This window comes from Bradyrhizobium forestalis (assembly GCF_002795245.1).
Lineage (GTDB): Bacteria > Pseudomonadota > Alphaproteobacteria > Rhizobiales > Xanthobacteraceae > Bradyrhizobium > Bradyrhizobium forestalis.
In genome coordinates, this window is the sequence record NZ_PGVG01000022.1 from 19269 (window position 1) to 33771 (window position 14503).

14 protein-coding genes are annotated in these 14503 nt (G+C 65.2%); 6 read left to right on the forward strand and 8 right to left on the reverse strand.

Annotation, left to right across the window (positions count from 1 at the left end):
• Positions 1-23 precede the first annotated feature (23 nt).
• On the forward strand, positions 24-554 hold the full coding sequence (locus CVM73_RS23940; protein ID WP_100234312.1) for a MarR family winged helix-turn-helix transcriptional regulator: 531 nt from the start codon (positions 24-26) through the stop codon (positions 552-554).
• A 24-nt stretch (positions 555-578) separates the two neighbouring features.
• On the opposite strand, the gene CVM73_RS23945 is transcribed toward CVM73_RS23940, so the two are convergent.
• The gene (locus tag CVM73_RS23945) at positions 579-830 is read right to left on the reverse strand and encodes a hypothetical protein (RefSeq protein WP_100234313.1); all 252 of its coding nucleotides are present in this window, start codon (positions 828-830) and stop codon (positions 579-581) included.
• A gap of 204 nt (positions 831-1034) precedes the next feature.
• Between CVM73_RS23945 and CVM73_RS23950 the strand changes: the two genes are divergently transcribed.
• Positions 1035-2264, forward strand: a complete 1230-nt coding sequence (locus tag CVM73_RS23950; protein ID WP_100234314.1) for a lytic murein transglycosylase — start codon at positions 1035-1037, stop codon at positions 2262-2264.
• A gap of 116 nt (positions 2265-2380) precedes the next feature.
• On the opposite strand, the gene CVM73_RS23955 is transcribed toward CVM73_RS23950, so the two are convergent.
• From CVM73_RS23955 to recJ, 3 genes are all read right to left on the reverse strand, one after another.
• Entirely contained in the window at positions 2381-3178 is a 798-nt protein-coding gene (locus CVM73_RS23955; RefSeq protein WP_100234315.1) for an aldolase, read from the reverse strand.
• Between the two features lie 97 nt (positions 3179-3275).
• Complete coding sequence (locus tag CVM73_RS23960) at positions 3276-4085, reverse strand: SDR family NAD(P)-dependent oxidoreductase (protein WP_167407020.1); 810 nt, start codon at positions 4083-4085, stop codon at positions 3276-3278.
• Positions 4086-4122: 37 nt separating this feature from the next.
• Positions 4123-5964 (reverse strand): single-stranded-DNA-specific exonuclease RecJ, encoded by a 1842-nt coding sequence (recJ, locus tag CVM73_RS23965; protein WP_100234317.1) that lies wholly within the window; start codon positions 5962-5964, stop codon positions 4123-4125.
• Positions 5965-6253: 289 nt separating this feature from the next.
• On the opposite strand from recJ, the gene CVM73_RS23970 reads away from it, so the two are divergent.
• Complete coding sequence (locus CVM73_RS23970; protein ID WP_100234318.1) at positions 6254-7330, forward strand: methyl-accepting chemotaxis protein; 1077 nt, start codon at positions 6254-6256, stop codon at positions 7328-7330.
• 224 nt (positions 7331-7554) lie between these two features.
• Here the strand turns inward: CVM73_RS23970 and CVM73_RS39790 are convergent, their stop codons facing one another.
• Complete coding sequence (locus tag CVM73_RS39790; protein WP_158237603.1) at positions 7555-7692, reverse strand: hypothetical protein; 138 nt, start codon at positions 7690-7692, stop codon at positions 7555-7557.
• A gap of 31 nt (positions 7693-7723) precedes the next feature.
• Here CVM73_RS39790 and CVM73_RS23975 point away from each other — a divergent pair, with 31 nt between their 5' ends.
• The 3 genes from CVM73_RS23975 to CVM73_RS23985 all read left to right on the forward strand — a co-directional run bounded on the left by CVM73_RS23975 (position 7724) and on the right by CVM73_RS23985 (position 10477).
• Positions 7724-8467 carry an SDR family oxidoreductase gene (locus CVM73_RS23975; RefSeq protein ID WP_100234319.1) on the forward strand — a complete coding sequence of 248 codons (744 nt, stop codon included), beginning with the start codon at positions 7724-7726 and terminating at the stop codon, positions 8465-8467.
• A 50-nt stretch (positions 8468-8517) separates the two neighbouring features.
• Entirely contained in the window at positions 8518-8934 is a 417-nt protein-coding gene (locus tag CVM73_RS23980) for a cupin domain-containing protein (RefSeq protein WP_100234320.1), read from the forward strand.
• Positions 8935-9184: 250 nt separating this feature from the next.
• Entirely contained in the window at positions 9185-10477 is a 1293-nt protein-coding gene (locus CVM73_RS23985) for an adenylate/guanylate cyclase domain-containing protein (RefSeq protein WP_146006652.1), read from the forward strand.
• A gap of 324 nt (positions 10478-10801) precedes the next feature.
• On the opposite strand, the gene CVM73_RS23990 is transcribed toward CVM73_RS23985, so the two are convergent.
• From CVM73_RS23990 to CVM73_RS24000, 3 genes are all read right to left on the reverse strand, one after another.
• Complete coding sequence (locus CVM73_RS23990) at positions 10802-11722, reverse strand: L,D-transpeptidase family protein (RefSeq protein ID WP_430641318.1); 921 nt, start codon at positions 11720-11722, stop codon at positions 10802-10804.
• Positions 11723-11955: 233 nt separating this feature from the next.
• Positions 11956-12960 (reverse strand): 4-hydroxythreonine-4-phosphate dehydrogenase PdxA, encoded by a 1005-nt coding sequence (locus CVM73_RS23995; RefSeq protein ID WP_100234323.1) that lies wholly within the window; start codon positions 12958-12960, stop codon positions 11956-11958.
• The gene (locus tag CVM73_RS24000) at positions 12957-14495 is read right to left on the reverse strand and encodes a tripartite tricarboxylate transporter permease (protein WP_100234324.1); all 1539 of its coding nucleotides are present in this window, start codon (positions 14493-14495) and stop codon (positions 12957-12959) included. Before CVM73_RS24000 ends, CVM73_RS23995 begins: the two co-directional genes overlap by 4 nt.
• Between the last annotated feature and the right edge of the window lie 8 nt (positions 14496-14503).

Consider the following 14503-nt stretch of genomic DNA (forward strand, 5'->3'; position numbering starts at 1 on the left):
TTACATCTTATAAGAGTTCTGATATGTCACGCAAGGCCGCGGCCGCCGCAAGATCGAAAACCGCCCGCAAGACGCCCGCACCTGCCGACGGCGGCGTCGTGCATATTCCCGCGCCCGGCGAAGGCAAACGTGGTGAGCAAGGCTATCTGGGCTATCTTCTGCGCCAGGCCCACGCCGCGGTTCGCCTGACGATGGAACGCACTCTCGCCGATCTCGGCGTGACCTCACCGCAATTCGCGGTGCTGACCATGCTGAACGCCTATCCGGGCCTCTCGGGGGCCGACGTCGCCCGCCTCACCTTCCTGACGCCCCAGACCGTCGGCGTCATCATCCGCAATCTCGAACGCGACGGCGCGATCGCGATGACGCCCCATCCGGTCCACGGCCGCATCCAGCAGTGGACGCTGACACCGCGCGGGGCGGCTCTTTTGAAAGCGTGCCGGCAGCGTGTGCTCGAATTGGAGAAGCGCCTCGCTCGGGGCTTGGATATCAAGGCGGAAACTGCGATCCGCCGCTGGCTCGCCGGCATCGCGGCCGAGTTGCAGGAGGGCTAGGCGGTCTTCGCGCTCATAAGGATGCTACCCGCCCTTCAACGCATCCTTGACCTCGCCATCCGGCCAGGTCTCGTCGGCCGGGATCACCCGCACGCGGCTTTGGTCGCCGGTATTCACCAGCACGTGCGAACTCATCCGCTCACCGCACTGCTCGATACGCAGATCGGTTTCGGGCTTCCAGCTCAGCGTGGTCGCGAGGTCGCCGGGAAAGATCTTCCATTGCGATCCGTCGTCGAGTTCGACGACATGGCTTTCCGCATGCTTGCGTATCTTCATTCCACCCCGAAGTTTCAATGAACGGACGGCATACGGAGGCGGGGCCGCGGCATATCGCCAAGGCCCAGCTCCGTCAGTCGTTGAATGCGGGAGATGCGACACTTGTTCCGATGGGAACGGCCGGCGCAATCCGGCAGAATTGACACGTCCTTGCTGTTCCAGGAACCGACTCACACGGGCCATGTTTCCGGCTAGAATGTGCCCATGAAGCACGCTGATTCCTCGCTCCGCTGCACGCGCCGGGCCCTGCTCCAGTCAACGCTCGGTGCAGCCGCTTTGCTTGCACTCCCGCCCCACGCTCTCGCCGCGCCTCCGGGCTTCGACGAATGGCGCGAGAGCTTTCGCGCACGCGCGATGGCAAAAGGTATTTCCACCGCGACATGGCAGCGCGCGATGGGACGGGTCGAGCCGGACATGAGCGTGTTCAAGCAGATGCGCAATCAGCCCGAATTTCACGAGCAGGTCTGGCAATACATCAACCGCCGAGTCTCGGACTGGCGCATCATCAACGGCAAGATCGCGCTGAAGAGCAACGAGGCTCTGCTCGCCCGCATCGAGCGCGATTTCGGCGTCGAGCGCGGCACGCTGCTGGCGCTGTGGGGCGTCGAGTCCGCTTATGGCGATCCCCTGGTGCAGCAGAACCACATGAGGCCGGTGTTTCCGTCGCTCGCCGCGCTCGCCTGGGATGAGCCGCGCCGCAAGGCCTATTGGGAGACCGAGCTGATCAACGCGCTGCGCATCGTCGACAAGGGCTGGAGCACGCCGGAGGAGATGCGGGGATCCTGGGCCGGTGCGATGGGGCATTCGCAATGGATGCCGGAGGTCTGGCTCAATGTCGGCATCGACTATGACGGCGACGGCAAGGTCTCGCCGTTCGGCAGGCCCGACGACGCGCTGGGCTCGACCGCGAAATATCTCGTCAATCGCGGCAAGTGGCACCGGGGCGAGCACTGGGGCTACGAAGTGCGTGCGCCCGGCGAGATGAGCGGCAGCCGGACCTATGCAGCTTGGGCTGCCGCTGGCGTCACCCGCGCGGACGGCCAGGCGTTTCCTCAGCCGAACGCATCCGCGCAGATGTGGACGCCCGTTGCGGGCGGGCCAACCTTCCTGCTCGGACCGAATTTCTATTCGGTGAAGAGCTACAACCCTTCCATGAACTATGCGCTGGCGATCTGCCATCTCGGCGATCGCTGCCTGGGAGCCCCATCCTTCATCCAACCCTTCCCCGGCTCCGAGCGCGCGCTGACGCTCGCCGAGGTGCAGGAGATGCAGACGCGCCTGACCAAGGCCGGCTTCGATACCGGCGGCACCGACGGGCGCGTCGGCAACGACACGATGAAGGCGGTCAAGGATTTTCAGCAGCGCGCCGGGATCACGCCGGCCGATGGCTATGGCGGGCTGAAGGTGCTGGCGAAGCTGCGGCAGGGGTCGTAGCTGTCATTCCGGGGCGCGCCACTTGGCGCGAGCCCGGAATCCATTTCCCCACCTCGCCTGCTGCGCGATGGATTCCGGGCTCGCGCTTCGCGCGCCCCGGAATGACATTTGCGGCTTCAGTGCCGATACTGCGGCTCCTCCGCATCGAGCTGACGGCGGATCGCGGCGAGGTGCAGCCGCGCGGATTCGGAGTCGCCCTCACGCATCTGCCTGTAGGTCTCGGCCGCAACAGCGGGATCCACTGGCAGCACTTTCCGTCCTGTCGACATCGCCAGCACCTGAACCTCGGCGGCGCGCTCGAGGTAATAGAGATCGTCCCAGGCTTCGGCGATGGTCGGGGCCAGCACCATCACGCCGTGATGCTTCATGAAGACGATGTCGGCATCGCCGACAGCGGACGCGATACGCGCACCTTCGCGGTTGTCGAGCGCGAGGCCGTTGTAATCGCGATCGACCGCGGTGCGGCCGTAGAATTTCAGCGCGGTCTGGCCGGCCCAGATCAGGGGCTCGCCCTCGGTCATCGACAGCGCCGTGGCGTAGGGCATGTGCGTGTGGAAGGCGACCTTGGCGCGTGGCAGGCGCTTGTGCATCTCGGCATGGATGTAGAAGGCGGTCGCTTCGGGCACGCCCTCGCCGTCGAGCACGTTGCCGTGGAAGTCGCAGATCAAGAGCTTTGACGCGGTCAGCTCGCGGAAGGCGTAGCCGTAGGGGTTGACCAGGAAGAGATCGTCATGCCCCGGCACCACGGCCGAGAAGTGATTGCAGATGCCCTCCTCAAAACCGTTGCGCGCGGCCATGCGGAAGCAGGCGGCCAAATCCTCGCGCGCGGTGCGGATCGCATCGGTGGCGAGGTCCGGCCGGTTGGAGCGGAATGGCGCTGGCGCGGGTGAGGAAGCGTGAAGGCTGTGCGCCATGGCAAGGACACCTCTGTCGGTCGGGAGCTGCCTACGCGTTGTACAGGGACTGCGCCTGCACGTCAGCCCCTGCGACCGCCACCCTGCCCTGCGCGGCTCAGGCCCGCCGCGGCACGCCGCCCGCGTTCATGCCGCCGTCGATGACGAGCTCGCTGCCGGTGACGTAGCGCGAAGCATCGGAGCCCAGATACAGCACGCCGGACGCGATCTCCGCCGCCTGGCCGGCACGGGCAAGTGGCGTGACGACACGAGCGCGCTCCTCGGGATCGATCGGCGCGTTCTGGCCGGCGCCGGTCGCGCCTGTCGGGATCTTGCCCCAGATCGGGGTATCGATGATGCCGGGATGAACCGAGTTGACGCGGATGCCGTCGCCGGCCGCGGCGCACTCCATCGCGATCGACTTCGCAAACAGCCGCACGCCGCCCTTGGTGGCGGAATAGGCCGACAGGCCGGGCGCACCGCGCAGGCCCGCCAGCGAGGACATCATGATGATCGAGCCGCCGCCGGTTTTGCGCATCAACGGCAGGCAATGCTTGACCGAAAGAAACACGCCGTCGAGATTGATCGCATTCTGCTTGCGCCAGTCACCGAGCGTCATGTCGACGATCGATGGCACGGAGATGCCGATGCCGGCATTGGAGACGAGCACGTCGAGCCGGCCGTAGCGCTTGCCGATCTCTGCGACGATCTCGATCCAGCGCTCCTCGCTGGTGACATCCTGCTCCAGGAAGATCGCCTTGCCGCCGGCGCTTGTGACGCGCTTGGCGAGTTCAGGGCCGCGCAGCTCGTCGATGTCAGTGATGACAACGGTCGCGCCCTCGCGCGCGAACAGCTCGACGATAGCTTCACCGATGCCCGAGGCGCCGCCCGTCACCAGTGCGACCTTGCCCTCAACCTGCCCTGCCATGTTCACTCCCTTTCTTTTTTGTTGTTCGAGGCCGTAATTATCTAATCACGGATGGCCCCTGATCCGGTAGCGCGACGTCGACGACGCGGAATTGCACACGCTCGGCGCCCTGGTAGCGATCGACCGAGAGCGAGCCCGCGACATGCATCTGCTGGCCGCGATTGGCGAGCAGCGCATTGCCGAGCTTCTGGCCGACCGAACGGAATGCGATGCCGTTGACGATGGCGCCGTCACCCGCCTTGAAGCGCAGGCGCAGATGCGCCTGCCCGACCTCGTCAGCGAACACGAGTTGATGTGCCGGCAGCGCCAGCACCGGCTCCGGATTGCCGCTGCCGAAGGGACCGGCGCGGTTGAGCGTGGTCGCAAGCTCCGGCGTCACCGCACGCGCCGAGACCGCACCATCGATATAGAGCTCGTTGACGTGGCGCGCCTCGGCGACGTCGCGTGCCAGCGCCTGTTCGAGATAGGCGCGGAATTCGGCGAGCTTCTCCTTCCGCAGCGTCACGCCCGCGGCCATCGCATGCCCGCCGCCCTTGAGCAGAATACCGTCGGCGACCGCCTGCCGCACCGCCTTGCCGAGATCGACGCCGGCGATCGAGCGGCCCGAGCCGGTGCCGATGCCGCCGGGCTCGAGCGCGATGGCAAAGGCAGGCCGCGAAAACTTCTCCTTCAGCCGCGAGGCGACGAGGCCGACCACACCGGGATGCCAGCCTTCGGAGGCCGTGACGATGACGCCGAGCTTGTCCTCGAAACCGATCGAAGCCAGAGCCTCGGCTTCGGCCTGCGCTTCGGCCGCCTGCTCGATGACGCGGCGCTCATTGTTGAGCCGGTCGAGCTCGGCCGCGATCCGTGCTGCCTCGACGCTGTCACCTTCGAGCAGCAGCCGCACGCCGAGATCGGCGCGGCCGATGCGGCCCCCGGCATTGACGCGCGGCCCCAGCATGAAGCCGAGATGCCAGGCTTCCGGCGGGCCATTGAGCCGTGCGACATCCATCAGCGCGGTATGGCCGACATGGTCGCGCCGCCGCATCGCAATCAGACCCTTGGCGACGACGGCGCGGTTGAGGCCGATCAGCGGGGCCACGTCGGCGACCGTGCCGAGCGCGACGTGATGCAGCATGCCGAGCAGGTCGGGCTCGGGCATCTCGCTCGTCCAGAAACCGCTCTGGCGCAGCTCGCGATTGACCGCGACCAGCGTCACCAGCACGAGCCCGACGGCGGCGAGGTGGCCAAGGCCCGAAAGATCGTCGGGGCGGTTCGGGTTCACCAGAGCATCGACCTCGGGGAGATCCAGACCGCATTGGTGGTGGTCGATCACCACCACGGACATGCCGAGGCGCTTCGCCTCGGCGAGCGGCTCGATGCTGGTGGTGCCGCAATCGACGGTGACGAGCAGCGTCGCGCCCTTTGCCGCCAACCCGCGCACGGCTTCGACGTTCGGGCCGTAGCCCTCAAAAATCCGGTCGGGAATGTGGATCAGCGGATCGAGCCCGCAATGGCGCAGGTGCCAGGCCAGCAGCGCCGCCGAGGTCGCGCCGTCGACGTCGTAGTCGCCGAAGATCGCGACCTTCTCGCCTTTCGCCGCCGCATCGGCGATCCGCTTGGCGGCGGCCTCCATCTCCGTCACCGTGAACGGATCCGGCAGCAGCTTTCGAATGGTCGGATCGAGAAAGTCAGGCACCGCGTCGATATCGATACCGCGGCCGGCCAGCACCCGCGCCAGCAGCTCCGGCAGCTGGTGCCGCTGCACGATGGCGAGCGCCTGGGCCGCCCCGCGCCCGTCCAGACGGTCGCGCCAGAGCTTGTCGGTGAGCGAACGCGCCACGCCCAGGAAAGCCTGGGGCGCTTCGATGGGCAAGGCGGTGGCGGGTGGCGTCATGACGGGGAAGGCAGGTTGTTGGGAACTCGAAGGTCCAGGCGATCACGCGGGACGCACGGTCACTGGCTTCAAGGGATTGGCCGGCAATCGGCCCGGATTTGCAACGGCCCGGCCACACAAAGCGGTGGATGGCCGCCCGGCAGGCCGGAGTGACTACCATTTAGGCATTCCGCCGAACAGCAAATTAAGCAGGCGTTAGGCGGAATCCTCGAAAAAGAATCGTATTCGATCTGTAAGTTGTTGTTCCCAGTTCATTGCAGATCAGACCTCATTGCCAAGGGAAGTCCCGATGTCTGCTGCGCTGGGTCTGAAAGCCAAGCCGATTGCCACCGAACCTACTGACGATGATTCCGACATCTCCGCGCTGATCAACCGCCTGACTGCGGAGGTCAACCAGATCGCGGTCGACAAGACCAAGTCGATCCAGCAGATCACCAACCAGATGAAGATGCTGGCGCTGAACGCGCTGATCGAGAGCTCGCGCGCCGGCTCGCAAGGCGCGGGCTTTGCGGTAGTGGCGCAGGAGGTGCGCGGCGTCGGCCAGCAGGTCGAGACCATCGCCCGCGAGCTCGAGACCCAATTGACGAAACGCACGGGCGATCTCGTCGCCTCGATCGAGCGCATGAGCCAGCGCTCCCGCGGCGAGCGGATGGTCGACCTGTCGCTCAACGCGATCGAGCTGATCGACCGCAATCTCTATGAACGCACCTGCGACGTGCGCTGGTGGGCGACCGACTCCGCCGTGGTCGATTGCGCGGCCTCACCTGGCGCTGCGGTCGTCTCCCATGCCTCGCAGCGCCTCGGCGTGATCCTCGGGGCCTACACCGTCTATCTCGATCTGTGGCTCTGCGACCTCGACGGCAACGTCATCGCCAACGGTCGCGCCGACCGCTTCCGCGTCGTCGGCCAGAACGTCGCCCACACCAAATGGTTTCGCGAGGCGCGATCCTTGCGCTCCGGCGACGACTATGTCGCCGGCGACGTCGAGAACCAGCCGCTGCTCGGCAATGCGCAGGTCGCGACCTATTGCGCCAGCGTCCGTGCCGGCGGCCAGGCCAATGGTGCGCCGATCGGCGTCCTCGCCATCCATTTCGACTGGGAGCCGCAGGCCCGCGCCATCGTCCAGGGCGTGCGCGTCGGCGACAGCGACAAGGCGCGCGTGCTGCTGGTCGATTCGAATTTTCGCGTGATCGCGGCCTCCGACGGCCAGGGCATCCTCAGCGAGCGCATCTCGATCTCGCTGAACGGCCAGCGCTCCGGCTTCTATCACGAACGCACCGGGACGCTGGTCGCGTTCCATGCCACGCCGGGCTACGAGACCTATCGCGGGCTCGGCTGGTACGGCGTGATCGTCTGCGCGGCGTGAGGCGAGAAGCGGCCGTCATCTCGCCCCGATCCAAACTCGCGAAAACAACCCCATGCACAGTAGCTTGAGGGTTGTTTTCATTGGCGTTTTCTAAAGGCTTCGTTGCCGTCTTGCCGCCGTCAAAACGCTTTGACACGTCGGGCAAAACACTGGCAATCTACGACCATTGCAGGTTGCGTTCACGGCCCGAGGGAATGATCCCCTTGCGGTCCGATCTTGTGACATCACAGCCCAGCTTCTAAAGCATTTTCCGGCAAGACACGTCCGTTACGGGCAAGAGCCAGCGCCTCGGGTCGGATAGAGTCGCTTCGCATCACGTTGATCGACGTGAGAAGCGCGAGTTCCCGATTGGCCGTCGTCATCTCGCGCTCCGAAATAACGAGGAGACATGCCATGAAGATCGTCGTCATCGGCGGAACGGGATTGATCGGATCCAGGCTCGTGGCGAAGCTCAAACGGCAGGGCCACGAGGCGGTGGCAGCCTCGCCGAAATCCGGCGTGAACGCCGTGACCGGGGAAGGCCTTGCCGCGGCGCTGGCCGGTGCTGACGTCGTCGTCGACGTCGCCAACGCGCCGTCCTGGGAGCCGGCTGCCGTGCTCGATTTCTTCCAGCGTTCGAGCAAGAATCTCGTCGCGGCCGAGGCCGCAGCGAGCGTGAAACATCACGTGGCGCTCTCGATCGTCGGCACCGACCGCTCACCCGACAACGCCTATTTCCGTGCCAAGCTGGCGCAGGAAACCATCATCAAGTCCGCCTCGGTCCCCTACTCGATCGTGCGCGCCACCCAGTTCTTCGAATTCCTCGGGGCCATCGCCGACACCGGCGTGATCGACGGAAAGATCGTCGTTCCCACGGCTCAGTTTCAGCCGATAGCGGCCGACGACGTCGTCGATCGCCTCGCGGAGGTCACAACCGGCCGGCCGCTCAACGGCACGATCGATATCGCGGGACCTGAGAAGGCCCCCTTCAATGAATTCATCGCGCGCCGCCTGAAGGCGTCCGGCGACACACGTCCCGTGATCGGAGATCCGAAGGCGCTGTATTACGGCGCCCCCATCGACGACACATCGCTGAACCCGCTCGGCGAGGCGCGGCTCGGAACGACGCCGCTCGCAACATGGCTCGCGAGCCTCTGAGGCTCAGGCGGTCCTGCCATCACTCCAGCTCCGGCAATGAAGGAAATCCCATGCGCAGACTATTGATCGCAACGGCGGTTTATGCCGCATCCGTCCTGACGGCCCATGCAGCCGAGCCGGCGGCCCCATCGGCGAAAGTGTCGATCGTGTTCGACCAGGCGCTGCCGAACGTCCCGGGCAAGAGCATGAAGGGCGTTCTGGTCGAGTACGGTCCCGGAGGCTCCTCGCCGGCCCACATCCACGCGCCCTCGGCCTTCATCTATGCCACGGTCCTGGAAGGCGCGATCCGCAGCCAGCTCAATGACGGCCCCGCAAAGGTCTTTCACAGGGGAGAGAACTTCTTTGAAAAGCCAGGCGATCGCCATGCCGTCAGCGCCAACGCCAGCGACACCGAGCCTGCGAAGCTGCTTGCCGTGTTCGTGGTCGACACGAACGACAAGGAGTTGACGACGCCTCTCGCGAAGTAGTGTCAGACCTGCCAGCGGAGACCGACAATCGTCACGCTATCGATGCGTCGTCGTCCAGCGGGATGCTCCCCTCCGCGGAGTTCCGTGCACAAGCATGTGAACCCATAAGTCGATCGCTGGTGGAACCGGCTCAGGCCCCGCTGAAACGCCACTTGTCGCGCGGCCAGCACGCCCCAAATGAACGGAGTGGGCGACCGCTCGATTTCCGTTGGGCGGGACCCATCCGAGGTTCTCCGTCGCGGAGGCCGACATGCCGTTATTGGCACCCACAAATGAAAGTGAGAGGTTGGCCGCTCTGCACGCGCTCGGCATCGTAGATAGCGCGCCGGAAGCCGCTTACGACGAAATCACAGAGCTCGCGGCGCAAATTTGCGGCTGCCCGGTCTCGCATATCAGCTTTATCGACGACGACCGGCGCTGGCTCAAGGCACGATATGGCCTGCCGGCCGAAGTCACCGATGCTCCGCGCGAGACTGCCGTCTGCACAACGACGATTTGCGGCACCGAACTGCTCGTCATTCCCGACCTGAAGCGAGATCCGCGCTTTGAAAACAGCCCGATGGTTTCGCTGACACCGCCCTGTCGGTTCTATTGCGGCATGCCGCTCATTACCGACGAGGGTTATGCACTCGGAACGCTTTGCGTGATGGACTTCGAGCCCAGGCAGCTTTCCTTCGAGCAGACAGAGGCGCTGCGAATGTTGTCGCACCAGGTGCTCGCCCAACTGGAACTGCGCCGGAAGCTGATCGAATATCACCAGACGATCAGGCAGTTGGAACAGGCTCGCCTCGAGACCGCCGCCGAACGAGCGCGTGCCGAGGAACTGCTGCGCAACGTCTTACCGGCGCCGATCGCCGACGAGCTGACGCAACGCGGCAGAGTTCAGCCGAAATACACCCGGTCTGCCACCATTCTATTTGCGGATATTCAGGGATTTACGCAACTGGCCGAACGGACCGAGCCGGCCAGCCTCATCCATCTCCTCGACGAATATTTCTCGGCCCTGGACGAAATCGGCGCACGCTATGGCCTGGAGAAAGTCAAGACCATGGGCGACGCCTATATGGCCGTTGCGGGCGTCATTTCGCCCGACCGGCGGCACTCGATCGATGTCTGCCTCGCGGCGCTGGAGATGCGGGCGCGGCTTGATCACCTGAGGGCGCAGTGCGAAGCAATCGGCGAACGCGCCCTGCAATTGCGCATCGGAATCCATACCGGACCGGTCATTTCCGGTGTCGTCGGTAACCGTAGAATGACCTTCGACATCTGGGGCGATGCCGTCAACACCGCGTGGTTCATGGAAGCCTTCGGGGTTGCCGGACACATCAACGTCTCGGAGACCGTGGCCGGACACGTCCACGGGCTGTTCGAGCTGCGCTCGCGCGGCCCCATCGAAGCCAAGCACGCGCGCACACACGAGATGTTCTTTCTCAATGGCTTGAAGAGGGAATATTCCCGCAACGCGGACGGCAGTCTGCCGAACGAGCATTTTCTTGCAGAATATCGCCGTATCGGCGGTTCGCGGCTCGCTCTGGAACGGTAGAGGCGCGTTCACTTCACTACGGATGATCACGTGTTTCAGGGTGCCCGCAGGGCTATCGCATTTGCGAGCTTCTCCCTACGGCCATCCTTCGAGACGCCCGCTTTGCGCGGGCTCCTCAGGATGAGGACGGAGTGTGCGGGAGCAGTTTCAACGGGCGCTGACGCCGATTAGCCTCATCCTGAGCAGGCGCGTAAGCGCCGTCTCGAAGGACGAGGCGTGCGCACAATCCGCCGCAACGAGTCAAATGGTTCATATGCGATAGCCCTGAGGGTGCCCGGGTTGCGGCTGACAAGCAGTCGACTGTGGCTATCGCAACGTCACGCGTCAGCCCGAACCATCCACGAACGCGACCTGCGTACCTTTCGAGACGCTGGCTGCGACGCGTTCGGCATCCCAGTTGGTGAGGCGCACGCAGCCGTGCGACTGCGCCTTGGAGATCTTTCCCGGCGATGGCGTCCCATGAATGCCATAGCCCTCGGCGGACAGGTTGATCCAGACCGTTCCGACAGGATTGTTCGGACCGGGCTTGATGGTGAACGGCTTGCGGGAACGGACGTCCTTGAAGTGATAATCGGGATTGTAGCGGTAGGTCGGATTTCGGCTCACCTCCGTGACCTTCAGCCTGCCAGAGGGCGACGGCTTCTCTTCGCTTCCAACGGTTGCCGGATAAAATCCGATCAGCGCATTCGACTTATCGAACAGCCTCACCGTCTGCCGGCTCTTGTCGATCTCGACCCTGCCTGCCTGGACGGGCGCGCCACCTGCTCCGCCGGAAGTGTCTACGACGACGATGATGTCGCCGGCGCGATCGAAATGGCGCCCAGGGTTGAGCGTCGCCAAGAGCTGCTCGCTCATGTGAAATTTCTCGGCCAATGCCTCGCGCGGACTGGTGAAGCCGAGCTTCGGAATGTCCTTCATCTCCTCCAGCTTGGATGGCAGCTTACGCAGGAACGGGCCCGCCACGTCCTGCTCGGCGATGGTGTAGGTCGCCGTCGCCGGCCGGTCGTCGGCCAGCAGCGCCTTCCAGACCTCCGCCGTCAAGGCGTCCGAACCCGGCAATTGCTGCGCCTCCGCATAGGCACGCAGCGCCTTCCTGGCGTTCTCTCCGAACTTGCCGTCGATCTCGCCGGGCGAGAAGTGCGCCCTGTCCAGGAGGACCTGCAGCCGCCCCCCCGCCGAGGTCGGCTTCTCGTTCGAGAGAGTCTTCGTCGATGGCTGGGCCGAATTGACAGCGTCCGCGGTCATTTCGGCAGCAAGCGCAGGTACTCCCGCCAGGGCGAAGACAAGAAAGATGAATATCTGCCCCCTTTCGCACATCAGACCGTAGCCGCCGCATTTCGTAGCGGGCCGTCGTCGACCATGTTTCAGCTCCGTTGTGGAGTCGTTCATGGGACGCCAACTCGTCGCGACGGCGGAAGTTTCCAGTTTTTCCCGAAAAGGACAAACGGACGCGCGAGACGAGCCGCAGCGCGTGCAAATCAGGCGGCGCGGCGCATCGCCATCTCCGCGGCGAGCAGCAACGCGGCGCGGCCGGCGCCGATCGACGCGATGCCTTGCCCTGCGATGTCGTAGGCGGTGCCGTGCGCGGGCGTGCAGATCGGGAAAGGGAAGCCGCCGAGCAAGGTGACGCCGCGGTCGAAGCCCATCAGCTTCATCGCGATCTGGCCCTGGTCGTGATACATCGTCAGCACGGCATCGAAGGCGCCGGCCTTGGCGCGCAGGAACACGGTGTCGGCCGGGAACGGCCCCTCCGCGGCAATGCCCTCGCGCTGACCGTCCGCGACGACCGGCGCGATCACGTCGATCTCCTCGCGGCCGAAATTGCCACCGTCGCCGGCATGGGGATTGAGACCTGCCACCGCGATGCGCGGCCGCGCAAAACCGGCATTGCGCATGCAGGAATCGGTCAGCCTGAGCGCGCGATGGATACGTTCGCGCGACAGCTTGGCAGCGACGTCCTTGAGCGGGATGTGGGAGGTGACCCGTGCGTTCCAGAGCCGGTCCAGCACGTTGAATTCGCTTGCCGGCGTCTTAAGGCCGACGACCTCGGCCGAGAACGCGATCTCGTCGTCGTACTCGGCACGGGCAAGGCGCATCGCCTGCTTGTTGAAGGGGGTGAAACAGACCGCGTCGACATGACCGTCGCGGCCGAATTCGAGCGCGCGCCTGTAATTGGCCAGCGCGAATTTTCCGCCGGCGAGCGTCGCGGTCTTCGGCTCGACCTCCCTGGGATCGAGGTGGCGGAGATCGACGAACAGTGCATCTTCTCGCGCCGCGCGAAGGTCGGCGCCCTGCTCCACCATCTTCAGCTCCGGCTCGACGCCGGCAATGCGTGCGCCTTCGTCGAAGATGCGGCGGTCGCCGATGACGACGAGCCGGCAGCGGGCGCGGATGTCGTCCTGCGCCACGAGCTTGGCCGTCAGCTCCGGGCTGATGCCGGCGGGATCTCCCATTGCCAATGCAATGAGCGGCTTTGCGGTCATATGATCACCTTTTCCTGGGCCGGCGTGTCGATCGCGGGCGATGCGGGTTTGCGCCAGAGCCGCGCCAGCTGCAGCACAAGCGGAAGCAGCAGCAGCGCGATGCCGCCCACGATCAGGCACGTCACCAGCTTGTTCGCGAAGAAGATGCCCAGCGATCCCTTGGAGATCAGCATCGACTGCCGGAACGCGTCCTCGGCCTTGTCGCCGATCACGATCGCGAGCACGAGCGGCGCCAGCGGATAGAACAGCTTCTTGAAGAGATAGCCGACGATCCCGAACCCGAGCATCATGACGACGTCGAGATAGGAGTTCGACACCGAATAGGCGCCGACGACGCAGATGATCACGATCAGCGGCGCGATCACCACGAAGGGAATCCGCATCAGGGCGGCGAAGACCGGAACGGTCAGCAGCACCAGCGCGACAGCGACGATGTTGCCGACATACATCGAGGCGATCAGACCCCAGACGAAGTCCTTGCTGTCGACGAACAGCATGGGCCCGGGATTGAGGCCCCAGATCATCAGTCCGCCCATCATCACGGCCGCGGTCGCCGAGCCGGGAATGCCGAGCGAGAGCATCGGCAGCAGCGCGCTGGTCCCGGCGGCATGATCGGCCGTCTCCGGCGAGATGATGCCTTCGACCTCCCCGGTGCCGAAATGCCGGCCGCGGCGGGAGAAGCGGCGGGCGATGCCGTAGCTCATGAAAGAAGCCGCGGTCGGGCCACCCGGCGTGATACCCATCCAGCAACCGATCGCGGCGCTGCGCAGCAGGGCCACGCCGTGCCGCCGCAGCCGCCCGACGGCGCGAAACACCTCGCGCCAATCGATCTTCGAGGAGACGGCGCGGGCGTGAAACTCCTCCTCGACGGCGACCAAGAGCTCGCCAATGCCGAACAGGCCCATCACCGCGACGACGAAGCTCACGCCTTTGACCAGCTCATCCACGCCCATGGTGAGGCGCACGCTGCCGGACACCGTGTCGATGCCGATGGCGGCGATCGCAAAGCCGATCGCCAGCGCCACGACGGTCTTGATCGGCGCCGCACCGCCCATGCCGACGAAGCTGGCAAAGGCCAGGAAATAGACTGCAAAATACTCGGCCGGCCCGAACGCGAGCGCAACCTGCGCCACCCAGGATGCGAGGAAGGTGATCAGGATGACGCCGATCAGCGCGCCGAACGCCGCCGAGCCGAAGGCGGTCGCGAGCGCCGTGGTCGGCCGGCCGTCGCGCGCCATGGGATAGCCGTCGAAGGTGGTCGCGACCGACGACGGCTCGCCCGGAATGTTGAACAGGATTGAGGTCACCGAGCCGCCGAACAGCGCGCCCCAATACATGCTGGAGAGCAGGATGATCGCCGACACCGGCTGCATGCCGAAGGTCAGCGGCAACAGCAGCGATACGCCGTTCGGGGCGCCCAGCCCCGGCAGCACGCCGACGAGAATGCCGAGCAGCACGCCGACCGCCATCAGGGCCAGATGCGGCACCGTGACCGCGATGGTGAAGCCGTGCAGGAGCTCTGCGAGATTATCCATCGGTGTCT